Genomic DNA, 25,581 nt, shown 5'->3' on the forward strand with positions numbered 1-25,581 from the left:
TTCCCGATCGTCGATGTCCGCAAACGCGCTAGCGCGGCTGCCAGGCGTCGGGCCGGGTGGTGAGCTTGCGGACGTGCGCCGGCATGCGGCCGCTGATCAGCTCGGCCAGGCTCACCTCGTCGACGACCTCGCGCACGGCGGACCGCACGGCGACCCACAGGTTCGGCAGGTTCTCGGCCGCACCGGAGTACTGGGTCTCCTCGGGGCGCAACCCGCGGACTCCCGCGAGTGGACCGTCGACGGCCCGTAACACCTGGCCGATCGTGATGTCGCGTGGGGATTGCGACAATGTGTAGCCGCCCTCGGCGCCGCGCTGAGCTCTGACCACCCCGGCGCGGCGCAGGTCGGCGAGAACCGCCTCGAGGAACTTCCGAGGCATGTTCTGGTCCTGGGCAACGGCCTGGGCGGACATAAGGGCCGGGTAGGCGTGGGCCAAGCTCAGCGCCGCCCGTACCGCGTAGTCGCCGCGCGCGGAGATCTGCACCCCACCATCATGCCGCGTCAAAGCCCGTCGCCCTCGCGCACCCCGGGAAATATGGGAATTCGGGCATTACTTTCAGTCATTAGCCAGTCGCTGAGCGGGGACCCGGGCCCCGATGTCGGCCACGTCGTCGGGTACCCGGTCCGGCATCCGGGCCGCCGCGCCGGTCCGGAACGCGCCCGGGCTGAGCCCGACCTCGCGGTGGAAGAAGCGCCCGAAGTTGGTCGGTTCGCCGAATCCGAGCCGCCGTCCGATCTCGGCGACGGACAGGTCCGTGCAGGCCAGCAGGCGCTGCGCCTCGAGCGCCACCCGGTCGTCGACGACGCGCTTCGCGCTGCGGCCGGTGACCGCGAGGCAGGCCCGGGTCAGCGTGCGGACCGAGCAGCCGATCCGGGCCGCGTAGTCCTCGACCCGCCGGGTGTGCGGGTGGCCGTCCTCGAGGTCGCGGCGGAACCGCGCGTACGTCCGGCTCTCCGATGTGTTCGTGCCGCCGAACCCGTCGGCGGAGTCTGTCAGCAGGGCGATCCGCAGCAGCAGGACGGCGAGCTGATGACGCAGCAGGGCGCCCGCGACCACCCCCGAGGAGTGCCGGGCGCAGTCGACGCCGAGCTGGGCCACCTCGTTGATCACCGCGTCCGCGTCCTCGCCGGTCAGCTGCCAGTGGTTCGGCCCCGGCAGGTCGTCGACCGGCACGCCGGCGACCTCCGCGGCCGAGAGCAGCTCGCGGTCCCAGGAGACCAGCGCCGCGTCCAGTCCCGGCTCGACGCCGAAGCGCATCGCCTGACCGGGACGGATCCAGAGCAGGGTGCCCGGCCGGCAGGGGTGAGCGGAGAAGTCGATCTCGACAGTGCCGTGCCCCGCGGTCGTCAGGGCCAGCAGGTGGTGATGCAGCAGCCGCGGCATCGGGTCCGCGACCGCGAGGTCGGTCTCCGGCAGCGTCCAGGTTCCGACGCCCGCCCAGTTCGGGGCGGGTGCGGGCCTGTCGACACGCGGACCGGTGGTGACCATCGAGGCCGACCGTAGCGGGCCGTGACCAGTGATGCACGTGAGAACCCGGAGAGCGGACTTTAATGGCCCGAAGACCTCGGTAATTAGGGCTAAATCAGACATAAAGCGTGTTCGGTGGCGCTATTCGCTTTCTGTCCGGGAATCCGCTTACGCCAGTCGAATGTCCGTTTTTCACCCTGTTGGTTTGATCGCCCCGGCTTTCCGGCATGTAAAAGGCGACCCGCGCGGACCGGCAGTGTCCGCGCGGGTCGCCCCGGCAATTCCTGTCGTTATCGACCGGCGAGCAGCCGGTTCACCGCTGCGTCCACGTCCAGGTGTTCGGACTCCCGGCCACGCGGCACCACCACATAGGTGCGCCGCAGGAACCGGACCAGGACGCTGCGCGGCACTTCGAAAAGGGCGTTGCCGTCGGGTGACGACAGCGCCAGGGCGACGAAGTCGCCCCGCGGCGTGGCCCACGGCCACACCCGGACGTCCCCGATCCCAGCGGGCTCATCGAGCCCGGTCACGAGCAGTTCCCGCGCGAAGGACCAGCTAACGGCTTCCCCACCGGCTGATTCTGCGTGGAACAACACGTGGACCGCGTACGGGTCGGCTGGGTCGTACCGCAGACTGGCGCGCACGGGCAGAGCCGTGGCGTCTGGCGCTACGAGCCGCAGCGAGGTTTCGACCTCGACGGTCGTTGGACGAATGGTACTCATGGACGAACTCCCCCCGGCACCGCTGCGAGGCTGGTGAACCCCGCGTTTCCCATACTCAGGTGATCCCTGTCATTACGCTCCGCCATACGCTGATCTCACCCAGTAGTGGGAAGACGGTTCCGATAAGCTCACCGAACGAGCCGTTAAACGGTATCTTGTCCTGTTCTGCCCATGTACTCGGTTCCGCCCGGCGTCGGGTGGTCCAGCAGTTGACTCACTCCGGTAACGTCCATTCCTCCCGGGTAGTGACGGGGCTGGGGAACACTGGGGGATGAAATGACGGGGAGCACGCGATCTTTGCCGCGAAAGTGAACGAGATGTCCCAAACCGACCCCATGACCGAAACTCCGCCCGAGGACCGCTCACCTCTCGGCCTGCTCGACCGAATCCGGGCCAATCCCTCCGGCCGGCTCGCCCTCAAGATCGGTATCGGAATCCTCGGCGGCCTCGTGGTCGCCGTGGGCATCGTGCTGATCCCGTTCCCGGGCCCCGGCTGGGCCATCGTGATCCTGGGCCTCGCGATCTGGGCCGTCGAATTCGTCTGGGCCAAGCACCTGCTGCACTTCACCAAGAAGCACGTACAGGCCTGGACCCGGTGGGTGCTCGCGCAGTCGCTGCCCCTGCGCGCGCTGATCGGCCTGGTCGGCTGCATCTTCATCTGCACGGTGGTGTGGACGTCGGTCAAGCTCACCATGGACGTCGACCTGGCGTCGGTGATCTGGGGCTACGTGAACGGGAGCTGACGCGCCGGACCCTGGTTCGCGTCAGCGGCCGTGGGTCCGGTACAGTCTGACTCCGTTAAGGGCGATTAGCTCAGCGGGAGAGCGCTCCGTTCACACCGGAGAGGTCACTGGTTCGATCCCAGTATCGCCCACGAGTACTGCTAGCTGCGAAGACGCTCGGTCTTGTGATCCACGAGGCCGGGCGTTTTGTCATGCTTGTGGGAGCAGATTGGGAGCGGCGCCTTGACTCCTGAAGAGACCACTTTCGAGGAAGCTCGCTGACCGGGATCTCGAGCAGCGTTCGACAGCGCTGAAGGGCTGTCAGGGTCGTCGTACGGCGGTGACCACTCCTGTCGTTGCTCCCGTGACCACAACCTGATTGCGGAGTGGTCAGGTGCCGTGCTGGGTAGCGCCGTATGGTGCGCATCGAAGAAAACCGCCACCGAGTAGTTGGCGATGAAGCGCGCCAGTCCCACTGGCGTCTGACCGTGGGTACTCGTCACGAACGGATCCGCTCCGTGCTCACGCGGCGTGGTGATGATCGTGCGTCGCTGCGTGCGTAGAACACGGCCAGGAACAGAGCGGTGTTACCGTGCTGATCTACTGCGTCGACTTCGGCACCAGCTTTGAGCAGGGCAATCGCTGCCTCGACAGAGTGTTGCAGTGCGGCCAGGTGTAGCGGCCGGAAGCGCTGCTGTCCTCCGCGTTCGCATCGACGCGTGCATCGACATTCCGTTGGATTGCCGCAACGTCGTTCTCCAACGCCGCGTAGTGCAAGGGGCCACGCCCGAAACGATCAACCGTCGGCCGACCTCTTCCGCTCGCTCGTCCCGCGCAGGATCATGTCACGTTCGCGCCGGTAGTCCTGCGCCTCATCGGCACCTCCGACGCTAGCGATACTCTCGCGCGCACGGAGATGCAGCCAGCAACGCGTTCCTCGGCCGAACCGGCAGCCGTCACCGGTGAATCATCGAGCTCGCATTCGAACTCTTCAGAAGGCCTGTGGACTCCGGATCCCGCGCAGCCGGCGCAGCGGACGGCGAAGTCGCCAGCCATTGAAGACGGAGAACGCGGCACACACGGCAGCCATGAGGATCGTCTTGGCGAGGTTGTCAGCACCGACCGCGACGATGGCCACCATGAGGATGGTCGCCACGCCGAAAATGACCGTCCACATCCCTAAAAAGAGCACGCTGAGCAGGCCGATGATCCGGTCTCGGGCATCGCGGCGGGCGGCACCCGTTCCGGGCTTGACCTGCACGTCGGAGGGAGTTGAGGAGCCAGATTCGTGCATGATCGACGAGCATAGACGGTGGTCAGTCGCCGTTCGGCGCGGACACGACGAACCAACCTCGAACCAACCGCACTTCTGTAGGCCCATTGACGCCAGCCGATCAGCGTCCGCTCATCGGCAGTTCAGCACGCCAGGCATACTCAGAGGGCCGGCCGCTGATCGAGACCGGGGTTCGATCGGCTGCGGATCATGCATCTACGGGGTCGGCGAGGACCCCAGGTCTTCCTCAACGGCTCCGGCGGCCACCGCCAGTGGGTAGCCAAGCTCCTGAGCCTTCGCCCGGACGTGAGCCGGTTCGGTCGTTGGATTGAACGCACGGATCACGGCGTCGGTCAGCGACCGGAACGCGGCGACGTGCCCAACCACGGACGGGGGCCGCCAATCCGTGCTCACCGGGCGAGGGTGTGCGCGATTTCGTTCGCGTGATCAGTCACGGACGCCGCGGTCACCGTCGCCCGCACCGGAAGGATCTCCAGGCAGCGACGCAGCGCCGCACCGAGCAGCGGGTTGGGCACCCGCATGCTGACCGTGCAGTGCGGCACCCACCGGCCCGGCCGGTAGTGATCCCACACCTCGATCCCGGCCGCGGTCAGGCGCTCGTGCACCGCCCGGTGCACCGCGAGCAGCTCCGCGGTGGGGGTGACGCCCAGCCACAGCACGCGGCCCACGAACTGGCCGACGAAGTCCAGGTCAAGCGTCAGCCCGACGCCGAGGTCGAGGCCCGCCAGCGCGGCCGCGATCGGCACCGGGTCCAGCCGGGGCGCCGCCGCCAGCGACACGTGCGGGCGGTGGCGCTCGGCAAGCAGCGAGGCCAGCGTCTGCACGCCCTCGGCCTCCAGCGCGTGCCACAGCGTGCGGAGCCTCCGCGTCGCGTCGACGTCCAGATACAGTTCGAGAGCCGCGACCACGACGACACCGTAGCGGCACCGCGCCGGGCCGCGCCCACGGTTTACCCGCCGGCCTCGGTCCGGTGCCCCGGGCTGGTGCTCGAGAGGCAGCGAAGTCCAACCCTCCTGCCCAAAGGCTGGTGGTTGCCGGCCGGTGCCGTGCTGATCGCGAGCCAGGAGCCGAAGGCCCGGCAGACGTTGGAGCCGGCCGGCTCGGTACACGCCGACGAACGGTTAAACGAGGTCATCCGCGATGAGCCATTCGGGGCGATTCCGGGCGCGCCGACGCGCGTACGTAACCGGAACGGACTTCCCCAGCTGTGAGCCCCGCGATCAGGTAGTGGCCCGTTCGCCGCCGGGGTGAGGTTCTGGACTGCTCAGGCTGAACAGCGACCGCTGGTCATCGCGAGCCACGGCATGGCCATGACCTTGTGGCTGGCCGCGACGGTCGGGCTCGCGGACGCAGGTGCATTCTGGGCCGGTCTTCGACTGCCGGCCTCTCGTGACGGCGCCGCTGTCCGGCGTCCGCGGAGCAACCGCCGTCGGCGACTACCGACGCGATGCGGTTGCGGGCGGCCGCGGCACGAGTGCGCCAGCCGAGCAGCCGACCGCAACACTTCGCGGCAGAGTCGGATGCTGGTGCGGCGACTTCAGGCTGCGGTTGCGTGACCTGCTCGACCATGCCTGGCGTATCGGCTGGCTTCCGGTCTCCGCGTCCTTGATCGCGGACCACCCGCGTAGGCTGCGGCGCCGTGGAGAGTGTGCTGAGCCGGTTGTCCAAGATCCAGCGGGCGGAGACGGTGACTGGTGTGCCGCTGGTGAGCGGCTCGTTCCCACCCGGTGAGCACGACCGGGTCTGGCGGGCCCTGCGCGCGGAGCACAGCCGCAACGGCCTCTGGCCGGTGCTCGGCTCGACAGCTCACGGCGCCGCCGAGTGCTCGTATGCCTGGACCTCCGTGGGGCCCCAGGGCGCCGAACTGCTCGCCCTGACCCGGCGGATCGACCCCGCCGAGCGGATGGCGCTGATCGTTCGATCCGTCTGGGAAGACTGCGTCAAGGGCATGGAGCCGACAGACCCTTTCTACCTCGAGTTCGAGGCCGACTTCGACCCGGTCCGCGTCGCCGCAGCGGTCGGCGACCTCGGCGTGACACCGGCCCGGAACTCCGGCGGCACCGACTGGGTGTACCCGCCCACCGACGTGCTGCTCGTGCCGGCTGCGGCCGGGCACGAGGTCCTGGCCCTGGTCCCCGCCGAGATCATTGCGATCATCAACAACTGGAGCGGCGGCCCGTCCCACCCTGATCTCGAGTACATGGACCACATCCTCGTCCTGCAGCACTGGGAGCGGCGATGGGGTGCCCAGCTCTACGGCCGGGTCGAGGGCACGCTGGAGCTCGCCGTCGAGCGCCCGCCAACCGACCCGCTTTCCGCCGCGGTCTGCGCGATCGAACAGTCCGCCTACTGCTACGACCTGGCGCAAACTCTCGGCGACGTGCACGACGTGGCCAGTCGGCAGGCGCCGGCCTCGCGCTGGACGTTCTGGTGGGATTGACCTAGTACGGCAGCCGCCGTTCGTGAGGTGACCTCGGATCCCGCGGGAACGGGGACGGCCACCGCATGGTCGTCTGTGCGTTGTGGACACAACATCAGACCTTGCGGTGGCCGAGTGCCACAGCGTAGAGCCTGCCCGGTGGCGGCGAACCATCGACCTGGTGACCAGCTCGTTCGCGGGCCGGTTCGCAAAGGTCGAACCCCGGCGGGCGGCCGCCGGGTTCGTCACCGGCCTGCTCGCCGACCTGGAAAACAAGACGTGCTGGCAGCTGGCGGAGCAGGCCGGGCATGGCCGGCCGGACGCGATGCAAAGGTTGCTGTACCGGGCAAAGGGGGACGCCGACGCGGTCCGTGACGACGTGCGGCAGGTCGTCGTGGACCGGCTCGGTGACCCCGATGGTGTCCTCGTGGTCGACGAGACAGGGGATCTGAAGAAGGGCGTGCATTCTGTCGGCGTGCAACGTCAGTACACCGGCACTGCCGGGCGGATCGAGAATGCCCAGGTCGGGGCGTTCCTGGTTTGGGTGGCGTCGCGCTCGTGGAGTCAGTAACTCTGGCGTCGTCCAGGGAGGCGAAACACACCGCCGTCGTCCCTGTCCGGTTCTGGCGCAGACCCGTCCCCCGTTTGGAAGTGAGGTCTGCTGGGCTGGGGGAGGCGAAGATGTTGATCACCGCCTACCGTCCGCCGCGTGAGCAGACTTTGCGAGTGGTGGAGCGGCAATCGTGCCTGATGATGACGTGGCCGGCATTCCTCCGCCCAGGTGGCGGACCCGCCGGACCGTCCTGGTCCTCGTTGCCGTCGGCGCCCTCGCAGTCGTTGCCGTTGGCGGCGTAAGGGCTGGAGGCCAACAGGATGGGCCTGGTCCGCGTGCCGTCGCGTCACTGCCGCCTGCCTCACCTGGCGTCGTCAGTGTCGGCTATGTAGGCAGCCACTGGCGTCTGACCGACGTGGCGGACGCCCGTGGCACTACCGAGATCCCCGAATCAGTCGACGCATGGCTTGAGCTGGCGGCCGACGGCAGGTACGTCGCCTCCGACGGCGGCAACGCGATCAGCGGGACCTTCGGCACCACCGGCATCGGCTTCGACATCACCGAAGCGGCATCCACGCTTGCCGGATACGTCGAGAACGACCCCGTCCAACTAGCAGCCATCACCGGGATCGACGCGATGATGATGGCCGTGGACGGGCAGGCCGCGCACGTCACTGTCCTGTCAGCGGACCGCGAACACCTGACTATCCAGGCCAGCGGGGTGCGGCTCACCTTCGTCCGAACCGGACCGGCCGGAAAGTAAACACGCCGACAGCCGGGCCCTCTCCGTACATGCTCCGGAGCCGAGGAGGCAGGATCTCTGGAGTCGTCGGGGGAAGGCGGAAACACTCCATGGCTAGCTGAGGTGAGATGTACGAAAGGCCAGGTCAGACTGGCAGCGAAGCTTACTGCTGGCGCCGTTCGTGGCGGCCCCAGGTACGCGCTGCCGGTCCGTGACTGGCCTGTCAGCTCCTAGGCTGGCGATCATGCTTAACCCGCTCAGGCCGCCGCGGAAGCCCCCTGTCCGAGTGCTGCTCGCCGGGTTGCTCGACCTCGCGATCGTCGGCTCTGAGAGCACGCTGAGCCTGGCCGTGCAGGACGCCACGGGCAGCAGCCGCCTTGGCGGCCTGGCCGCCTGGCTCCTGGCGGTTCCATTCGTGGTCTGGCTCGCTCCGAAGGTTCCTACCGCCGCCGGGACGCGGTGCTCGCCCCCTGGGTCCTCCTGATCGTCGCGTGGCGGATCGCCTCCTTGCCGTACCGGGACTGGCCGCCGCGAGACGACGAGGCGCCGCAGGCGCAGTACATCCGCGAGGTGGAGTTCGGCGCGGACTGGAAGCCCGAGTACTGCGGTCTCTGGCGGCTGCCGAAGTGCGCTCCCTGCCACTGAGCATGTTTGAGCTGGTCAGAGGCTGTTCCGGTTGCCTGTGGGAGCGCTGGGGCGATGGATTCGGCGTTTCGGGCCGCGCCGTGCTGTGCTGCTCCCCAAAAGCCGATGATTGGCGGGGAGCAGACGGGGTTGTCACTGGCAGCGCCGAACGGCGTCGAGCGCCGTTCAGCAGCGTCGGGCAACGTCGTCTCAGCAGGGCCGATCTGCATTTCTACTGGTCAGCGGCTTGGGTGGACCACTTTTACACAGGAGCGCTCCACAAACAGCGTCCAACAGCGTCGAAGAGTGCGTCTACGCAGCTCAACGGCACTGAACGGCGTGATCGCTTTACTACGTCGGCTCCCATGACCTCTCCCTCATGACCGGAGTGCTCTATCGAGCGTTTCGGGCGCCGACTGGGTGCCACTCGGCGGCAGGAGGGGCTGCTGTTCGCTGCAGGCTTCTCCGCCACCGCAGCCTCCGTGGCTGACATCACGATGCGTCACCACCGAAGGTGCAATAGAACCGTTCGTTTAGGAGAAGCGTTCGCGGTGGGTCGTGGTGGACGCCGTTGCCGGTGGTGGCGAGGGTGATGCAGGAGGTGGTGTTCCGGGTGGCGGATGAGGTGTCCGGTTGCGAAGGAAAGCGTCACATAGGCGGGGACACAGGTGCCGGCGGGGCAGGTTTGCTGGTGGTTGCGGCTTGACCGGTGTGGGCCTCTCGCGCGGTGTTGAGGAGATCGCAGGTAGCGGCGACGTCGAGGACGGCGAGTTGCATTGCCGGTTCCGGTCCACCGGCTTCGAGCTGAGCCTCCCATCGTCGGAGACGGAGGGCGCCGGGCCGTGTGGCCAGTGGCCGATGACGACGGTCGTGATGTCCAGACCCTGGGTGAGGCCGAAGGTGATGCGTGCTCGGTTGCTCGTCGTGGCCAGCTCGGTGTCAATGATCAGCAGGTTTAGTAAGTGCCCCCGGCGGGGCACCAACCTGCGCTAACAGCCCGCCCGTAGGGAACGCCGGGACGCCCCCGTTTACCCCCCGAAAACCAGTCGCAGGCGTCCACCAACAGTGACTAGCATTGATCATCACATGGCGGTGTCTGAGCAGTTCAGTGCCCAGTTTCGACGATCAGTGACAAGCCAGGTCGGGCGTTGGTCGATAACGGAGGGCCCGGGGTCCGATTCCCCGCCGGCGCACCAATGCAGAGCCCTGGGCTGTGGAAACGCTAGTAAGGGTTCTATATTTATCTGTGTGGGTCCTGAACCTTTCCCCGCCCCCGGTAACGCCATTGGTCCCCGCCCCCGGTAACGCCATTGGTCCCCGCCCCCGGTAACGCCGTGGGCGATCAGGTTCGGTGACCTGCCGCGCGGCCAGGTGTGCGTGCGCTCTACGAGGCGTGATTCGGCCATGATCACGGAGCTTAGGGGGACGGTTGTGGTCCGGCCCGGTGCCGAGCTGTTCGAGGATCTCGGGAGCAGGGCCGCCACTCCATGTGGTGTGGTCGAACGCCGACAGTCATCACGCCGCGCGGACGCCGCAGAACTCGCCGCCGCTCTGATCACCCGCGCCGGCGGCGCGGACATCTTCACCGCCGGCGGTGCCTTCGCCACCTCGACCGTCATGCTGCTGGCCCTGGCCCACTTCGCTGGCGTGACTGGAAGTCGCTGATACGGCCCCGGAGGCGGTAACCGCGCTGCCGGACGATCAGCAGGCTTTGACGACTCGTTCGTTCGGCGCGTAGGTGAGCCATTCGTCCTCTGTCAAGCCGCCGACCCGGCCGCACAGGTAGGCGAGCGGGTCTTGCTGGAACGGAACGTCCCACAGCCGCGCCACTCCGGCATCATCCACGCGGGCCAGCACTTTGCTGTCAGGGCTGAACGTCACCTCGGATGCGTCCTCAAGGCTGCCGGTGAGCGGGGTTCCGATCGGGTGTCCGGTGGCGGAGTTCCGCAGTCGTACCGTTCCGTCCGAAGCACTGGTCGCCAGCAGCCTGCTGTCCGGGCTGAACTGGGCTGCTGTCGCCTCGGCCAGGTCCGGGCCGACCTGTTTTTGCGTTTGCGGGTCCCACAGCATCGCAAAAAACGGCCGGTAAAGGATGACCAACCGTTGGCCGTCCGAGCTGAAGGTGATGTCCGTATCGTCCTCCTCGGCCGGCAGCGTACCGACCTGGCGCCCAGTCGCCGGATCCCACAACGGCATGATCCCGTTGTCGTCGCCCATGTAGGGGAACAAGCTCACGGCGAGCATCTTCGAATCCCGGCTGAACTCGGCATCCCGAATCTTGTCGCCCGGCTCACCGATCGGTTCTCCGATCGGCCGTCCGGTGGCGGAGTCCCGTAGCCGCAGGCCGTCTTTGCCCTGGGTGATCATCCGCTTGTCGTCCGGGGCGAACGCGACCGGCATGGACCCGGCAAGCGGCGCGCCGGACGGGCGCCCGGTGCGTGCGTTCCACCACCGCACTGTGGGTCCCTGAGAGCTGCCGGTGATCAGTGTTCCATTCGGACCAAAGTGGGCGAGATCGTTCGGTCCGGGCAGAGCTGCACCGACGGGGCGCCCGGTAGCACGGTCCCATACCTGTCCGGTCCCGTATTTGTCGAGGGTGGCCAGCAGCTTCCCGTCCGGGCTGAAAGCGACCTTGGCCGTCTCGGTCGGCACATCGATCGGACGTCTCGTGTGTGGATCCCACACGCGCACGGTGCCTCGTGGGCCGTTGATGATCAACAGCTTCCCGTCCGGACTGAAATATGCGACATTTTTGTCGCCTTTGCAGGTAACGGGCCGCCGAGCGGGTGTCCGGTAGTCGGGTCCCTGATCCAAACCTTCCCGCCCTCGTCTACCGTCGCCAGTAGCCGCCCATCCGCACTGAATTCGATATTTGCGGTCCCGGCTAGCGGTGTCACGAACGGCTGCCCGGTGTCTGGATCCCATAGCCGTACCGCCTGGTCCTCACCGGAGGTGGCCAGCATGCTCCCGTCCGGGCTGAACTCGACCGCCCGGATCGTCTTGGGATTCGCGCTCATCCGTCTGTCGACCGGTCGTCGCGTCTCCAGATCCCACAACTGCACCACGCCGTCGAAGCCGCCGACGGCGATCAGCTCGCCGTCGGGGCTGATGGCGATTGGCGGCGCTTCCCCGGTCACCGCCAGGGGGGAGCCGAGCGAACGCCCCCTCCGCGCGTCCCACAACCGGACAGCACCTCCGACATCGCTGGTGGCGAGCACGGTCCCGGCCGGGTTGAAATCCATCACGTCGACCACTCCCGGCCGGATCGAGAAGCGACCCTGCAACGGCGGACCGACTGGGCCACCGGTTCGCGCATCCCACAACTGCACCGTCTCGTCGTCACTGCTTGTGGCGAGGGTCCTGCCGTCAGGACTGAACAGCAACTTGTGCACCACGCCGGTGTGGCCGGTCAGTGGCTTGCCGATCGCCCGCCCGTCGTCGGGATCGCGCAGCTGCACCGTTCCGTCCTTGGCGCCGGTCGCCAGCCGCCGGCCTTTCGGGCTGAACGCCGCCGACACCTCAGTCAGAGCGGCCCCGACCTTCTTTCCGGTCTGTGGATCCCAGAGCAGGACCGGGCCCTCGGCGCCTACGGTGACCAGCCGATTCCCGTCCGGGGCGAACGTCAGCTCCCAGGCGTCCACCGGCAGGGTGACGGTCACCCGTCCCGCCAGGGGGTCCCAGAGGCGCACCATCCCGTCCTGGCCGGCGGTAGCCAGCAGCTTCCCGTCCGGGCTGAACAGGATGGGGCGGCGGGGGCCGAAGGTCACCCCTGGTCGCCTATGGCGGGGATCGCCGTAGGCGGCCAGGGGCGCGCCAGCCAGGAGACCGGTCTGCGGATCCCACACCCGCACCGTCCCGTCCGGATCGGCGGTCGCCAGCAGAAGTTTGCCTTCCGGGCTGAACGTCGCGGTCCCTGCGTCGCCGGGCAGGACGCTGCGATGGTCGGCGAGCAGCGGACCGACGGCGTCGAACGCCTCGTCGGTGCCGGCGATCGTGAGCGCCGTGGTGGCGAGTCGCTCCGCGGCGATGCGATCGGTGCCACTGGTGGCGCGGCTCAGCGCGGCAAGCTGGCGGGATTGCGCGACGGCGTGCTGGCGGTCCACGCGGATCGCGTTATTGATGGCCAGCACCAGGAGCATCGCCATGGCTGCGGCGACGGCTTGGTAGACACGTCGCCTGCGGCGGGAGCGGCGGCCACTGGCCTGGAGGAATTCGCTGGTCACCGCATCGATCGCGAGCTGCCGGCCGGGGTCGTCGGTCCAGCGCTGGACGGCGTCGTCGGCGGCGACGAGGCGGGCGCCAGAATAGAGGTAGGAGGAGTCGCGGCGGTGGTGCTGCCAGGTGTGCACATCCTCGGCGAGGGTGCGGCGCAAGGCCTGGTCGGTGAGGCTGGGCTGCAGCCAGTCACGGAGCCGGTCCCAGGACCGAAGCAGCTCCTCATGAGCGATGGTAACCAGGCCGTTCTCGGCGACGGTGATCAGGCGCCGGCTGGCGAACGCCTCGATGACGGGGTCGACCAGGTCGCTGCCGGTCGCGGTACGCAGGATATTGCGGGTGCTTGGGCGGCGGGTGGGTTTACCCTCGGTCACTGTGGTCAGGTGCAGAAAGAGGCGGCGGGTGAGGTCCTGCTGGTCGGCGTCGAGTGTGTCGTAGACCTGTTCGGCGCTGGTGCGCACGATGTCGGCGACACCGCCGGCGTGGTGGTATCCGTCGAGGGTGAGCTTGCCGGCCTCCCACATGACGAACATGGCTTGCGACAGCAGCGGGAGGACGCCGCTGTCGTAGCCGGTGGGGAGGTTGCGCGCGCGAAGGTCGTCGAGGATCGCCGCGCACAGGTCGTCGGGTACCCGGACGCCGGTTTCGGCGGCGGGTCCGGTGACAGCCTCGCGGAGCTCGGACTCGCTCATCGCGCCGACGGCGAACACCCCGGCCTCGGCGGCCTGACGCATTGTCGGATAGGCCATGCACTGATCGACAAAGTCGCCGCGGATGCCGGCGACGATCAGTGCGCCGGGTCGGCCGTCGGGCGCGGGCAGGCGGGTGGCCATGCTGTGCAGTGCGGTCAGGAACCGTTGTTGGTCGGCGGGGTCCCCGCTCAACGTGAACAGCTCCTCCAGTTGGTCGACCACCAGGATCAGGCGGGGGTGACCAGCGGCGGCCAGTACCTGTCCGACCAGCAGGTGTGCCTGCTCAGGGCTGGTCTTCAGGCTCTCGTAGGTGGTGATCGCGTCGGTGCCGGCCAACTCGGCGAGGTGCACAGCCAGGTGTCGGATCGGGTCGCCGGTTGGAGTGATTACCCGCCGGGGCCAGAACTGACAACCCGGCATTAGGGCGTCCTGGGCCAGTGACCCCATCAGCCCTGCCCGTAACAGCGACGACTTTCCCGCCCCAGACGGACCCAATACCAGCAGCACACCGGCGTCGCCCGGATGCCTGCGAAGCCGATCGAGCAGCCGACCGGTCAACGCCCGCCGGCCGTAGAAGACCCGGGCATGGTGTTCCTCGAACGGCGGGAGCCCGAGATACGGGCAGCCCTTCCAACCCGGCCGGCGCTCGCGGCGGCTGTCACCGGCGCGCTGCGCGGACCGGTCTGCCTCGACGCTCTCGGCCAGGAACCGCGCCCTCGCCTGTTCCCGGTCGGTGGCCTGCAACGCCTGCGCGATCTTCACCGCTACGTCGGGTCCCGGAGCGGTCTTACCCGCGAAGATCTGGCTCAGGTGCCCGACCGACACACCCGACACACCGTTGATCTTCCGCAGCGACGGCCCGCCGCGGCGCTGGCGTAGTTCGGTCAGCAGGTCATGCAACCGGCGCTGATCACCGACCAGGCCGCCGCCGGACGGGAGCGTTTGGTCGCCCCGCGTGCTCACCTGTTCAGGCTAACGATCTCGGCGCCGGGTGTTCGGCCTGTTCGCCAAGCCCGTACCACCCAGGGCGCGCAGTCCCAGGCCACACCCGCAACGCTCAACAGGTGTTCACCGCACCCCGGTGAACACCTCCGCCCCGCGGTCAGCTGGTGTCACCGACACGAACCGCTGGAGGACACCATGCAAGCCCAGACGACAGCACGCCGAACGGCAGCGCCGGCACCCGGCACGCTGCCGAACCAGCGTGAATCGGAGCTGCGCGCCTTGATGACCATGGCCTCCCACGACCTGAAGAACCCGCTGGCCAGCGTCGCCGCGCATGTCGAGATGCTCCGGGCCGACTACGCCGGCACCCTGGGCGAGGACTTCCAGCGCGATCTCGCCATCATCGAACGCGGCCTGGCCCGGATGAGCCGGCTGACCAAGGATCTGCTCGACTACGCCAAGGCCGACCACAACCTGAACCTGGCCCCATCGTCACTGGAAGAGATCGTCAGCGACGTCGTCGCCGAACACCTCACCAGCCCCGACACCGCCCGCATCACCGTGAACGGCACCCTGCCGACCGTGGTAGCCGATGGCACGCTGCTGCGTCACGTGGTGGACAACCTGGTCGGCAACGCCATCAAGTACACCCGGGCCGGCGAGACACCCCAGATTGAAATCTCCGCCCGGACGCTGCCCGACGGGAGCACTCGCATCGAGGTAGCCGACCACGGCATCGGCATCCCCGATGCAGACCGGCCAAAGATCTTCGACGCGTTCCACCGCTGCACCAACAGCGGCGGCTACCCCGGCACCGGCCTCGGCCTGGCCATCTGCCACCGCATCATCGAACGCCACAACGGCCACATCGAGGCAACGGAAAACTCTGGCGGCGGAAGCCGCTTCCGGATCACCATCCCGACGCTGACTCCCACCAAATGACGGAGACGGCCTGGCGCGTGGCTTCGGACGAGATGTCCTGGTGGCGCGGCGGGTAGCGAACATCCCGAACACCAGCGCCAAGATCTCTACACTCATGTCGTGGACACGCGCGGTGGCCGGCCGGGCACCGCGTTAGGTGCGCCGGTGGGTGATCATCGCCGGTTGCATGATCTGCTGCTGGAGTTACGGAGCCGGGCCGGCGAGCCGTCACTGAGGAAGATCCACGGCGTGTCCGGGGTGTCGGTCGGGCATCTCAGTGAGATCTTCGCGGGTAAGACCGCGCCGGGTCCGGACGTGGCGGTGCGGATCGCGCGGGCGTTGAAGGCCAACGACCGTGAGCAGGCGCGGGTTCACTTTTACGCTGAGGGAGTCGAGGCGGACAGGTCCGCCCAGCGCACCGCCGACACCAAGGGCCGCCGACCCGGCAGCAGTGTGGTGCGGGTCGGCAGGATGCCCCGGCAGGCGGCGTGGTTCCAGGACCGTCACACTCGTATCGATCTCGCCCGTGCGGCCCGGGCCGGACGCACCGCGGTGCTGACGCAGGTCCTGTCCGGCCTCGGCGGCGTCGGCAAGACTCAACTGGCCGCCCAGTACGCCCGGCGCCTCGACGCCGCCGGCGAGCTCGACGTCCTGGTGTGGGTCACCGCGTCGAGCCGGGACGCGATCATCGCCGCCTACACCGAAGCCGCCCAAGCCGTGCATGCGGCCGGCGCCGATGTGGATCCGCAGGCCGCTGCCGCGCGGCTGCTGAACTGGCTGGAACACACCGAGCAGCGATGGCTGATCGTGCTGGACAACCTCGACGTCCCCGCCGACGCCAGCGGGTTGTGGCCACCGGACAGCCCCCACGGTCGTACCGTGATCACCACCCGCCGGCGCGACCCGATCCTGCACACCGACGGCCGTACGTTGATCACGGTGGACCTGTTCACCCCGATCGAGGCCACCGACTACCTCGCCAACGCTACCGAGGCCCCGGCAGGGCAGCACGCCGACGTTCAAGCCCTCGCCGCGGACCTCGGCTACCTACCCCTCGCCGTCGCGCAGGCAGCCGCGTTCATCCGCGACCGCGGCATCGGCTGCGCTGTCTACCGACAGCGCCTGGCCAGCCGCCGCGAAACCCTGGACGGTCTCGCACCGCCGGCCGACGCGCGACCCGATGACTACCAGCCCACCGTCGCGGCTACCTGGTCAATGTCGGTCGACGCCGCCAACAGCCAACCACCGCACGGCCTCGCCCGTCCGCTGCTCGATATCGCCGCGCTGCTGAACCCCAACGGCATCCCCGCCGCACTGTTCACCACCGACGCCGTCGTCGCCCACCTCACCACGGTCCTCGGTCACGACATCACCACCGAGGAGATCAGCGACGGGTTACGCAACCTGCATCGACTGCACCTGATCACCCACGACCCCGACAGCGGCACCGTCCGTGTGCACGCCCTGGTCCAACGCGCCACCCGCGACCAACTCGACACCGACCGGCTGACGACCGCCGCGCACACCGCCGCTGACGCCCTGGGCCAGCTCTGGCCTGACCGTGAACCCGACGCCGGCACCGCCCAGCCGCTCCGCGCCAACACCACTGTCCTGTACCAGCACGCCGGCCACCTCCTGTGGACCACCGCTGACGGCGCGGACGGCGCCCACCCCGTCTTGTTCCGCACCGGCGACAGCCTCGGCGAGACCGGACAGGTCAACGCCGCCCGCGACCACTTCCACCAACTGCACGCCGACTGTGCGGGTGTGTGGCCCGGATCATCCGTGTACCCTGGGCGCCCGCTACGGTGTCGCCCGGTGGCGGGGTGCGGCCGGGGACGCGGCGGGGGCCGTCGTGGCGTTAGAGCAGTTGCTGGTTGACCAGGCAAGAGTGCTCGGCCCCGACCATCCAGACACCCTGGACGCCCGCCACACTCTCGCCCGGTGGCGAGGTGAGGTGGGAGATGCGGCCGGGGCCGCCGCCGCCTACCAGCAGCTGGTGGCCGACCGGGTGCGGGTATACGGCCCAGACCACCCGCGCACCCTGGACGCCCGCCACAGTTTCGCCTGGTGGCGTGGGGAGGTGGGGAATCCGGCCGGGGCTGCCGCGGCGTTGGAGCAGGTGTTTGCTGACCATGTGCGGGTGCTTGGCCCTGACCATCCAGACACCCTGGACACCGGCCACAGTCTCGCCTGGTGGCGAGGTGCGGCGGGAGATGCGGCCGGAGCGGCCGTGGCATTGGAGCAGGTGCTGGCTGACCGGGTGCGGGTGCAAGGCCCGGACCACCCGGGAACCCTGGCTACCCGCCATAATCTCGCTTGGTGGCGAGGTGCGGCGGGGGAAGCGGCGGGGGCCGTCGTGGCGTTTCAGCAGTTGGTGGCTGACCGCGTGCGGGTGCTCGGTGCTGACCACCCGGACACCCTGGACGCCCGCCACAGTCTCGCCTGGTGGCGGGGTAAGACGGGGGACGAGGTGGGAGCCGTCGTGGCGTTGCAGCAGTTGTTGGTTGACCGGGTTCGGGTGCAAGGCCCAGACCACCCGGACACCCTGGACACCCGCCACAACCTCGCCTGGTGGCAGGGCGAGGCAGGACATCCGGCCGAGGCCGCCGCCGCATACGAACAGTTGCTGGCCGACCGGGTACGCGTGTACGGCCCGGACCACCGGGACAGCCGCGCCACCCGCCGCAGCCTGGCATACTGGCGCCAACGGACCAGCGACACAGGACAAGGAAGCCCGTCGTGGACGCAGCCTGACTGAGCCCAGAGCCCTAGGGTGCGGGCCCGGCCGAGTTGGTCACTGCGGCCGACGAGCAGGCTCACGTCGGTCGTGGGTGCTCGGCTTCCTGGGATCGCTGCCCCAGGCTCTCCTCGCGATGCTGCTACTGCTGCAGGGCCGGGGCTTGACCGGTAGCGACGCGGAGACGCATTCGGAACTGGGGCTGTTCGCCGCCGCCGTGTTCCTTTTCTGGTGGCTGGTCGGGTGCGGCGTGCTGGCTCTCTGGATCCGCGCGAGCCCGCTGGCCGCCGCTCTCGCGCGGGGAGCATTGGCCGGATTCGTTAGCTGTTGTCGTCGCTTTCGCATCCTGATCGCCGTCTGGTACCGGCAGCGAACTCGACGGCGGTCTCGGCGCGCTCGGGCGCGCTCAACTCGGCAATGCGTTAACGTGATCATGGCCTGGGCGATTCGTCGTGGCTACGGTCGGTGACGGCGGGGCCGGCGGATGCTTCGCTGCTGAGGGAGCAGTGCGGTAGTAGGAAGGGCCTTTGGGCCGTCATCGGCGGAGATGCGCTCCCAGAATCGCTCCCCGCCGGGCGCCTTGCCGGTGTTCTGTGGGAGTCGGCCTCGTGGGTCTGGCCGGGTCTCTTCGGACATGGGCTCGAGGTGCCACGCTTGGGGGAGCGGCCTTGGTCCTCCCATCGAGGGTGTTTGTGCTGTTCGTTGGCCGTTGTTGTGGGTGGTGGGGAGCGCTGCGGCGGTGAATTCGGCGTTCGGGGCTGGGGTCGTGTGGCGTTGCTCCCCTGAACGGGTGATCGATGGGGAGCAGGTGGGGTTGTCACGGATAGCGCCGGGCGGCGTCGAACAGCGTTCAGCGGTGTCGGGTGGCGTCCTCTCACCAGGGCGGATCTCCGTTTTGGCTGGTCAGCCGCGTGGTGGGACCACTTTCACACCGGAGAGGTCACTGGTTCGATCCCAGTATCGCCCACGAGCTTTGGGGTGCCCCCTGTCCGCGGAGTGCGCGGGCCGGGGGCGCTCGTCATTTCTGCTCCGGGGCCGAGCCCCCGGAAGCCCCGCGTTGCGGTGGTTGCGCCTAGCTGGTTCGGTTGCGCTTAGCCCGTTCGGTTGCGCTTAGCCCGTTCGGTTGGGCCTCGCTGGTTCGGGTGCGCCTGGATGTCCCACGTGCGTAAGAGTCAAGCAGTGGCGGGTAGGGCTGCGTCAGATGGTCGCGGATCGCCTGCTCGGCGAGGAACCCGGGTGGCGCTGCGGGTGCGGGCTACGTTGTGTTGGACCAGGCGCGGCTGGACAGCACCAGGCGATACCCATCCGGGTCCTCGACCGTGACACCCCACCGGTCCCAGTACGCACCTTGGGCGACCCGCCGGCCGCCGGCCTGCTCAAGCTTGGCGACCAAGGACTCGTCGACCGGCGCGGACAGATACAGCACGAGCAGGTCTTCGGCTGTCGGTGAGGGCGCGACCTTCAGGTTCGGCCCTCCGACGAGTTCGAGATGCCACGATGCTTGTGGCCAGCCAACGATGACCAGGTCATGCTCGTCAGGGGACTCGGCTGCCACGCGGCAGAGCACCTGCAATTCGAGCCCGCGCGTGTAGAAGCGTTCAGCGGCCGCTAGGTCACCACTGGGGCGAGCAAGGCGGATCGCTGCCGTTGGGCGGATCATCGAGTGACTCCGTTCTCTCAGTCGATGATCACCATGCAACCTGAACCAGACTGGAGGTCAAGATCTGCGCGTGTCCTCAGGTATGCCTCAGCGGTCCTCCACGATGAAGCACGTTGACCGCGGGCTTCTTCCTCCGTGAACGTTCTGCCAGAGGGACCGCGTACCGCGTCTGGAACACGTCTGCCGATACGAATCCCATGGGGTCGTCGGCATGGATCGTGATGCGCTGCTCGTTGCGGCCGTCCGGGCTGGCGATCCGGTAGCCGTGGCGCAAGCGCTCGCAGACGGCGCCGCCCGACGCCGTTGCCAGCCGTTCCACTGAGGCGGCGAGTACCGGGCGGATGGAGATTGCCCGGTTGCTGGTGGACGCGGGGGCATCGCTACGGGCGAGGAAGCCGCGGTATCAGTCGCCGCTGATGTCGGCGGTGAGCGAGGGCCACCTCGAGGTCATCCGGCTACTCGTCGATCGTGGCGCGCTCGGTGCCGAGACCGCACCGGGCGAGGAGATCCCGATCGTCCAGGCGGTGCTGGGATCGGCGTCACCCGGCACGATCCGCATGCTGCTCAGCCACGGCGCTGATCCGAACGCGCGGCGCTCCGATGGCACCCCAGCTCTCATCCTCGTCGCTCGGCGCGGTGACCAAACAGTCGCCCAGAGGCTCACTGGTGAAACGGCCGAGTCGCCCACGGCGTCGTGGCATCGCATCGAGCTGACCAGGACAGAGCTGGCCACGGTACGGCAGGGACTCGTGGAGCTCGGCCTCAACCACCCTGCCAACGCGTCGAGCCCGGACCGTTGGTGGTCCGGGCTCGGGCGGGCCCGGCGGTGACACCCTCGTGAGGGGGCGCCGCCGCCGGGCCGGGGTGGTGCCTACGCGAACGGCTTGGCCAGGGCCAGGATGCCCGCGCCAGGGAGAACGCCCTGGTAGACCTGGACATCGTCGATGTCGCCGGTGAACCAGTCGGAGTTGCCGTCGTTCCAGCGGGTCCGGCCGACGGTCAGCGGGCCGACCGCGTGCCACGGCGTGGCGGGCGCGGCCAGGGTGGCCGCCTGCTTACCGTCGACGTAGAGCGTCGCGGTGCCGGCCGCCGCGTCGTACACGCCGGCCACGTGGGTCCAGGTGTTCAACGCGGCGGTGGCGGGCTCCATGACGGACACCTGACCCGGGTTGACCGTGTCGGCGTTCGGCATGGCGAACTCCCAGCACTTGCAGTTGTAGCCCCATTGCAGCTGGAAGGCGGACGAGTGCAAGCCGTCCTGGCTGACCGCAGTCTGGAAGTGGGTGTTGTCTGTCACCCGCAGCCACGCCGCGACGGTGAACGACTGGTCGGTGCGCAGCAGCGGCTTGCCCGCGGTGACGAAGGCATCGGTGCCGTTGAAGCGCAGCGCACCGGGGTCGGTGGCCGCGGAGCCCGGGGTCGTCCGGGTGATCCCGCCGGTCAGCGTGCCCAGGTTGCCCCGCTGCCCGCTGTCCCCGGCGACGGTGCCGGTCGTCTCGTCGAACGCCCAGTCCGCGATGGTGGTCGGGCCGGCCAGATCGCCGATCTCGCCGGCCGTCACGACCCGGTCCCACATGGCCACCTCGGCGAGGTCACCGGCGAACCAGGTGCCACCGCTGCGGCCGATCCAGGTGGCGCCGTTGGCATCGTTGAACGTGTCGACGTTGCGGGTGGTTCCGTTGACCACGCCGTCCACGTACAGGGTCAGGGTTTTGAGCCTGCTGTTGTAGACGGTCGCCAGATGGGTCCACTTGCCGAGTTTCGGCGGCTTGACCGACCGGACGTCGTTCCAGGTGACCGTGCCGGAGGTGGCCGTCGGCATCTGGGCGATCCAGCGGTCGGTGGACTTCTGGTATTGGAAGTACAGCGAGGCGGACCCGCTGGCGTCGCGGGTGACGATGGTCCGGTCCGCCGACTTGTCGGTCAACCGAGCCCAGGACGCCACCGTGAAGCTCTTGCTGGTGTCCAGCTTGAGCGGGGTGATGCCGAAACTGCTGGTTCCGTTGAAGGTGCCCGCGCTGGTCCCGGCCAGCCGGCCGGCGCCCCACCCGACGTTGGTCAGCGTCGCCGGGTTTGCCTCTGCCGGGCTGCTGTCCGCCGTGGCGGTTCCGGCGCCCTCGGCGAAGTTCCACGCCCCCACCGGCGGAGTGCGCTCAACCTGCTCGTCCTCGGTCAGCTTGACCTGAACCCCGCCGCCGGTGAACGCGCCCTGGTAGACGTCGAGCTCGTCGATGCCGCCGAACCACTGGTCGGTCCAGTTGCCGTTGCCCGGGTCGGCCGACCACCATGCGCCGCCGACACTCATCGGGCCGGTGGCGTTCCACAGCAGGCCGGGGCCGCTCGCCTCCAATGAGCCGTTCACGTAGAGCCGCAGCTGGTTGCTGCTCGCCGCGTTATAGACGAAGACCAGGTTGAACCATTCCTTGGTGTCGTTCTCGGTGAGCACCCGCGGAGCGATTAGGTGGTTGTACACCTCGGTGTCGGCCTGGTCGGCGCTGACCGTCATGACCTCGAACCGCATGCCGGTGACGCCGTCGACCGTTGACTCCCGGGTCTGGAGGTAGAACGGCGACTGGTGGGTGCCCTTCTGGGCGACCGCGGTCATCGTGCTGGTCAGCTTGGCCGGCTGCACCCAGACCGAGACGCTAAACGACTGGTCGGTCTTCAGCACCGGGCTGTCCTGCCAGCTGTCGGGGTTCCCGGTGTTGCGCTGGACGATGCCGCGTTCCTGAGTGATCTCCTGGAAGTGCGGATCGCTCGGTTCCCCAGTCCAATGCGTTTTATCCAGGCTCAGACCGTTACTGAAGACGCCGGCGCCGGGGCTGGCGCCTGGGGTGAGGTTGATCCGCTGACGCCAACCGGTGCCGACGTCGGGCGCGTCGCATGAGCCGGTCTCGTTGGAGGCCTCGTAACACGGGATCATCGACTCGAAGTCCCATTTACCCACGTGTGTCGGTGCCAGGATACCCGGCTCGTCGACGCCGCCGGAGTCCTCGTCGGAGGCCTGCTTGCCGGTGAAGTCGTTGGCGACCAGCGCCCGGTCGAAGATCTGCACGTCCGCGACGCTGCCGCGGAGCGCCTCGTTGTACTGGGTGGTCGAGTACTTGCGGTTACCGATGCGCAGCGGGCCGGTGGAGGCCCAGACGGTGGTGGGTGCCGCGGCGGACGCCCGCTGCACGCCGTCGACCCAGATGCTGATCTGCTTGGTCGCCGCGTCATATGTGCCGGCCACGTGCGTCCACCGGTTGGCGACCGCGCTGTTGACGAAGCAGGTGTAGGTGAAGTTCGACGTCGCCGAGGTGTCCGTCGGCCGGATGCCGAAACACCAGGACTTGTCGGGTACGCCGTCGCTGTTCACGTCGTCCGGCCGGTACTGCAGTTGGAAGTTGGCGGTGCCGTTGCCGTCCTGGGAGATGATCGTGGCGAAGCCGGCCAGGTCTTCCAGCCTGGCCCAGGCGGCAACCGAGTAGCTCGTGGTGGTGTTCAGGAAGTTCGGGGTGGTGACCTCGCCGTTGCCGGTGAACGCCAGGTTCTCCGCGCCGACCACCCGGCCCTTGTCCCGCCACTCGGTGCCTGTGATGGTGAGCCGGTTGTCGCCCATGGGCTTGGGCTGCTGGTCGAGTATTGCGGCGGTCGGGTCGACCGGGCCCCCGCTCTGCAAGGCCCAGTGTGCGACGGCCGGGGACGGCCGCAGCGCGGTGAACTCCGTCGACGCGTATCCCTTGTTGAGAGTGCTGTCGACGGCCTGCGCCCACAGCTGGTTGATGCCGTATTTCGGCGTGGTCAGGGTGACCGTCGCGGTCTTCGTGCTGCCCGATGTCGTCGGGGTGACCGACGACGTCGCCGCGTCGGTCCAGCCGTAGTTGAACTTGGTCACGTCGGCGGACGTGGACGACAGCGTGAAGGTGACCGGCTTGCCCGGCCGGGTGTCCGCGTCCGCTGTCACCTTGGTGACGCTGATGTTCGGCACCGAGGTGTCTACGGTGAAGTAGCAGTATTCGGAGGGGACGCTGTCTATGTTGTACGGCGCCGGATCGGTGCTGTAGGCGCGGAACGCATATCGGGTGTTGTTGGTCAGTGTGCTTGTCCTGGCGCTCTGGCTGCGTTTGCCGGCCGGCACCGAGGTGGGGGCCGGCGCGGAGATCGCCGTCAGCGCGCCGCCGGACGGCGCCTTGTACAGCTGCCAGGTCGCCTTCAGCGCCTGGGTGTCGTCGGCGTCCGGGAAGCTCGCGGAGAAGTACGGCGTGGTGGTGCCGATGGCCAGGGTCGAGCTGCAGCCGACGCCGTTTACCTGCAGACCGCCCGGCTTGCCGGGCACCGCGTCGACCACCGTGATCAGCCTCGCGTCCGCCGGGAAGAACTTCTTCCACCGGGAATCGCCGGACTCCCCGGAACCATCGGACGCGCGGCCGGCGAAGGCGAAGGTGACGCTCGCGCCGCCCTTGCGGGCGATGCCGTGGACGAGGCTGGTCACGGCCGATCCGGTGAAATTGACGAGCATGTTGGGCTGCGGCGAGTCGCTGCAGCCCGAGCCCTCGTTGGCGTTCGACGAGGTCGACGTCAGGTACTGACCGAGCGACGTGCTCCACGACGTCCGCGGGGTGGCGATGGAGCCGCCCTGGTACATGTAAGTCGGGGTTTTGGTGCACGAGTAGCTGTGGTCGAGATTCATCTTCACGTACGCCGACTCGACGTGCTTGCCCTTGATCGCCGTGGTCGGGAACTCGAAGAAGGACCGGTAGATCTTGCTGCTGTCCGGGTCGGCACCGACGCGGGCCCTCGAGGTGTCGGTGTTGTTCGAGTTGTTGTTCGTGGCGTAGGCCCAGCGGGTCTTGCCGGTGCTCCACTCGGGGTCGATGAAGACCGGGAACTTCGCGGTCGCGGCGAGGAGCTTGGGGTCGGGGCGCAGCACCAGGCGGTGCTTGCCGGTCACCTCCACATCCATCGGCGCGATCTTGGCGGCGTCGCCGGGGCCTTCGTGGCTGGACCTCAGTTCCTCGGCCGCGATGGCCGGCGCGGCCTTGTCTGCCGCGATCTTGGCGGCGGTCGCCGTCGTGGAATCCCACGCCTGCGGCGCCGCCGCGGTCGCCAGGACCTGGGCGCCGACCGTCGCCCGCAGCGAACCATCCGGCAGAGTCATCGTGGTGGCGTCGCCGCCCAGATCAAAATTCACCGTACGCACGGCGGGATTCGCGGCCGCGGCCGCGTTCTTCACCACCAGGACATGCGTGAAGCCGGTATGGGTCGCCCGCACCACCAGATCGACACCCGGCAGCACCTCCGCATACGTCGCCGAATCCGCCGAAAGGGCCGGCGCCGGCAGGCTGGCCAGCGGCCAGCCCAACGTCATGGACTTGCCGTCCTGCACCAGCGTGACCAGCGGATCCTTACCGCCGGCGGAGAACCGCACGTCGGCCGCGGAAACCGCCGGACGCAGCAGCCCGTCCGCGCTCTTGGCCAGCGTCAGGTCGATGTCGGACCAGGTGCCGTCGGCGTGCCGGACGCGCTGCGGAACCGCCGACGCCTCGTAGACCAGCCGGCCGTCCGGCTCGGCGAACACCTGGGTGAACTCTGTGCGCTTGGAGAGCGCCTCGACGCGCTTGCCGGACCGGGCGGCGGCCTTCGCGGCTGCGCCCTCGGTCGGCGCGGAAGACGCTGCCGGCACAGTCGGTGCCGGCTTGGCTATGGCGGGTGTCGGTGGCGAAAGGATGAGGGCCGAGGCGCTCACCGCCGCGGTACACGCGGCGGTGAGACGGCGGCTTGCTGACAGGCGTATGGCCAACACAAATCTCCATGATCACGAAACGGGTGGCTGGACTCGCGACCGGCGGTAGGGATTTGTCGATCAAGGCGAGACCGTGGTC

The 25,581-nt window shown here is 68.5% G+C and carries 18 protein-coding genes, 1 tRNA gene and 3 pseudogenes; 12 read left to right on the forward strand and 10 right to left on the reverse strand.

Going from position 1 to position 25,581, the window contains the following annotated elements:
* Positions 1-28: 28 nt before the first annotated feature.
* The 3 genes from ACIBSW_RS29430 to ACIBSW_RS29440 all read right to left on the reverse strand — a co-directional run bounded on the left by ACIBSW_RS29430 (position 29) and on the right by ACIBSW_RS29440 (position 2,190).
* The gene (locus ACIBSW_RS29430) at positions 29-484 is read right to left on the reverse strand and encodes an Rrf2 family transcriptional regulator (protein WP_184991065.1); all 456 of its coding nucleotides are present in this window, start codon (positions 482-484) and stop codon (positions 29-31) included.
* A 72-nt stretch (positions 485-556) separates the two neighbouring features.
* Complete coding sequence (locus ACIBSW_RS29435; protein ID WP_354722086.1) at positions 557-1,384, reverse strand: helix-turn-helix domain-containing protein; 828 nt, start codon at positions 1,382-1,384, stop codon at positions 557-559.
* Between the two features lie 374 nt (positions 1,385-1,758).
* Positions 1,759-2,190, reverse strand: coding sequence for an SsgA family sporulation/cell division regulator (locus ACIBSW_RS29440; protein WP_020514863.1), 432 nt, complete (start codon positions 2,188-2,190; stop codon positions 1,759-1,761).
* A gap of 335 nt (positions 2,191-2,525) precedes the next feature.
* Between ACIBSW_RS29440 and ACIBSW_RS29445 the strand changes: the two genes are divergently transcribed.
* Both ACIBSW_RS29445 and ACIBSW_RS29450 read left to right on the forward strand, forming a co-directional pair.
* The gene (locus ACIBSW_RS29445) at positions 2,526-2,933 is read left to right on the forward strand and encodes a TIGR02611 family protein (RefSeq protein ID WP_354724430.1); all 408 of its coding nucleotides are present in this window, start codon (positions 2,526-2,528) and stop codon (positions 2,931-2,933) included.
* A gap of 59 nt (positions 2,934-2,992) precedes the next feature.
* A tRNA-Val gene (locus tag ACIBSW_RS29450) sits at positions 2,993-3,064 on the forward strand.
* A 347-nt stretch (positions 3,065-3,411) separates the two neighbouring features.
* On the opposite strand, the pseudogene ACIBSW_RS29455 reads toward ACIBSW_RS29450, so the two are convergent.
* From ACIBSW_RS29455 to ACIBSW_RS29465, 3 genes and pseudogenes are all read right to left on the reverse strand, one after another.
* Positions 3,412-3,630: pseudogene (locus ACIBSW_RS29455) on the reverse strand (ankyrin repeat domain-containing protein); the annotation flags it as partial.
* 273 nt (positions 3,631-3,903) lie between these two features.
* The gene (locus tag ACIBSW_RS29460) at positions 3,904-4,206 is read right to left on the reverse strand and encodes a hypothetical protein (protein WP_354724432.1); all 303 of its coding nucleotides are present in this window, start codon (positions 4,204-4,206) and stop codon (positions 3,904-3,906) included.
* A gap of 389 nt (positions 4,207-4,595) precedes the next feature.
* Positions 4,596-5,114, reverse strand: a complete 519-nt coding sequence (locus ACIBSW_RS29465) for a 2'-5' RNA ligase family protein (RefSeq protein WP_354724434.1) — start codon at positions 5,112-5,114, stop codon at positions 4,596-4,598.
* Positions 5,115-5,845: 731 nt separating this feature from the next.
* Between ACIBSW_RS29465 and ACIBSW_RS29470 the strand changes: the two genes are divergently transcribed.
* The 5 genes and pseudogenes from ACIBSW_RS29470 to ACIBSW_RS29490 all read left to right on the forward strand — a co-directional run bounded on the left by ACIBSW_RS29470 (position 5,846) and on the right by ACIBSW_RS29490 (position 10,209).
* Complete coding sequence (locus tag ACIBSW_RS29470) at positions 5,846-6,646, forward strand: DUF4253 domain-containing protein (protein ID WP_354724436.1); 801 nt, start codon at positions 5,846-5,848, stop codon at positions 6,644-6,646.
* A 151-nt stretch (positions 6,647-6,797) separates the two neighbouring features.
* Positions 6,798-7,178, forward strand: a pseudogene (locus ACIBSW_RS29475) (transposase); the annotation flags it as partial.
* 205 nt (positions 7,179-7,383) lie between these two features.
* Positions 7,384-7,941: an META domain-containing protein gene (locus tag ACIBSW_RS29480; protein WP_404799509.1), complete on the forward strand. Its 558-nt coding sequence runs from the start codon at positions 7,384-7,386 to the stop codon at positions 7,939-7,941.
* Positions 7,942-8,379: 438 nt separating this feature from the next.
* The gene (locus tag ACIBSW_RS29485; RefSeq protein ID WP_354724440.1) at positions 8,380-8,565 is read left to right on the forward strand and encodes a hypothetical protein; all 186 of its coding nucleotides are present in this window, start codon (positions 8,380-8,382) and stop codon (positions 8,563-8,565) included.
* Between the two features lie 1,473 nt (positions 8,566-10,038).
* Complete coding sequence (locus ACIBSW_RS29490) at positions 10,039-10,209, forward strand: hypothetical protein (protein ID WP_354724442.1); 171 nt, start codon at positions 10,039-10,041, stop codon at positions 10,207-10,209.
* A 36-nt stretch (positions 10,210-10,245) separates the two neighbouring features.
* Here the strand turns inward: ACIBSW_RS29490 and ACIBSW_RS29495 are convergent, their stop codons facing one another.
* Entirely contained in the window at positions 10,246-11,262 is a 1,017-nt protein-coding gene (locus ACIBSW_RS29495; protein ID WP_354724444.1) for a hypothetical protein, read from the reverse strand.
* A complete protein-coding gene (locus tag ACIBSW_RS29500) occupies positions 11,259-14,414 on the reverse strand; it encodes an AAA family ATPase (protein WP_354724446.1) in 3,156 nt (1,051 codons plus the stop codon). The genes ACIBSW_RS29495 and ACIBSW_RS29500 overlap by 4 nt, the downstream gene beginning before the upstream one ends.
* Positions 14,415-14,591: 177 nt before the next feature.
* On the opposite strand from ACIBSW_RS29500, the gene ACIBSW_RS29505 reads away from it, so the two are divergent.
* From ACIBSW_RS29505 to ACIBSW_RS29520, 4 genes are all read left to right on the forward strand, one after another.
* Complete coding sequence (locus tag ACIBSW_RS29505) at positions 14,592-15,338, forward strand: HAMP domain-containing sensor histidine kinase (protein ID WP_354724448.1); 747 nt, start codon at positions 14,592-14,594, stop codon at positions 15,336-15,338.
* A 294-nt stretch (positions 15,339-15,632) separates the two neighbouring features.
* Positions 15,633-17,198, forward strand: coding sequence for an NB-ARC domain-containing protein (locus ACIBSW_RS29510; RefSeq protein WP_354724450.1), 1,566 nt, complete (start codon positions 15,633-15,635; stop codon positions 17,196-17,198).
* Positions 17,173-18,078 (forward strand): tetratricopeptide repeat protein, encoded by a 906-nt coding sequence (locus ACIBSW_RS29515; RefSeq protein WP_354724452.1) that lies wholly within the window; start codon positions 17,173-17,175, stop codon positions 18,076-18,078. Before ACIBSW_RS29510 ends, ACIBSW_RS29515 begins: the two co-directional genes overlap by 26 nt.
* Positions 18,079-18,151: 73 nt before the next feature.
* Positions 18,152-18,526: a hypothetical protein gene (locus tag ACIBSW_RS29520; RefSeq protein WP_354724454.1), complete on the forward strand. Its 375-nt coding sequence runs from the start codon at positions 18,152-18,154 to the stop codon at positions 18,524-18,526.
* A 786-nt stretch (positions 18,527-19,312) separates the two neighbouring features.
* Here the strand turns inward: ACIBSW_RS29520 and ACIBSW_RS29525 are convergent.
* Positions 19,313-19,717 carry a VOC family protein gene (locus tag ACIBSW_RS29525; RefSeq protein WP_354724456.1) on the reverse strand — a complete coding sequence of 135 codons (405 nt, stop codon included), beginning with the start codon at positions 19,715-19,717 and terminating at the stop codon, positions 19,313-19,315.
* Between the two features lie 332 nt (positions 19,718-20,049).
* Here ACIBSW_RS29525 and ACIBSW_RS29530 point away from each other — a divergent pair.
* A pseudogene (locus ACIBSW_RS29530) lies at positions 20,050-20,547 on the forward strand (ankyrin repeat domain-containing protein); the annotation flags it as partial.
* A 41-nt stretch (positions 20,548-20,588) separates the two neighbouring features.
* Here the strand turns inward: ACIBSW_RS29530 and ACIBSW_RS29535 are convergent.
* Entirely contained in the window at positions 20,589-25,382 is a 4,794-nt protein-coding gene (locus tag ACIBSW_RS29535) for a LamG domain-containing protein (protein WP_354724458.1), read from the reverse strand.
* Positions 25,383-25,581 lie beyond the last annotated feature (199 nt).

It is taken from the genome of Actinoplanes sp. NPDC049668 (assembly GCF_044465445.1).
Taxonomy (GTDB): domain Bacteria; phylum Actinomycetota; class Actinomycetes; order Mycobacteriales; family Micromonosporaceae; genus Actinoplanes.

Excerpts from the sequence above, each read along its gene's own strand:
- ACIBSW_RS29460 (WP_354724432.1), bottom strand. The coding sequence starts at position 4,206 with ATGCACGAATCTGGCTCCTCAACTCCCTCCGACGTGCAGGTCAAGCCC.
- ACIBSW_RS29505 (WP_354724448.1), top strand. The coding sequence starts at position 14,592 with ATGCAAGCCCAGACGACAGCACGCCGAACGGCAGCGCCGGCACCCGGC.
- ACIBSW_RS29445 (WP_354724430.1), top strand. The coding sequence starts at position 2,526 with ATGACCGAAACTCCGCCCGAGGACCGCTCACCTCTCGGCCTGCTCGAC.
- ACIBSW_RS29435 (WP_354722086.1), bottom strand. The coding sequence starts at position 1,384 with ATGCCGCGGCTGCTGCATCACCACCTGCTGGCCCTGACGACCGCGGGG.
- ACIBSW_RS29525 (WP_354724456.1), bottom strand. The coding sequence starts at position 19,717 with ATGATCCGCCCAACGGCAGCGATCCGCCTTGCTCGCCCCAGTGGTGAC.
- ACIBSW_RS29440 (WP_020514863.1), bottom strand. The coding sequence starts at position 2,190 with ATGAGTACCATTCGTCCAACGACCGTCGAGGTCGAAACCTCGCTGCGG.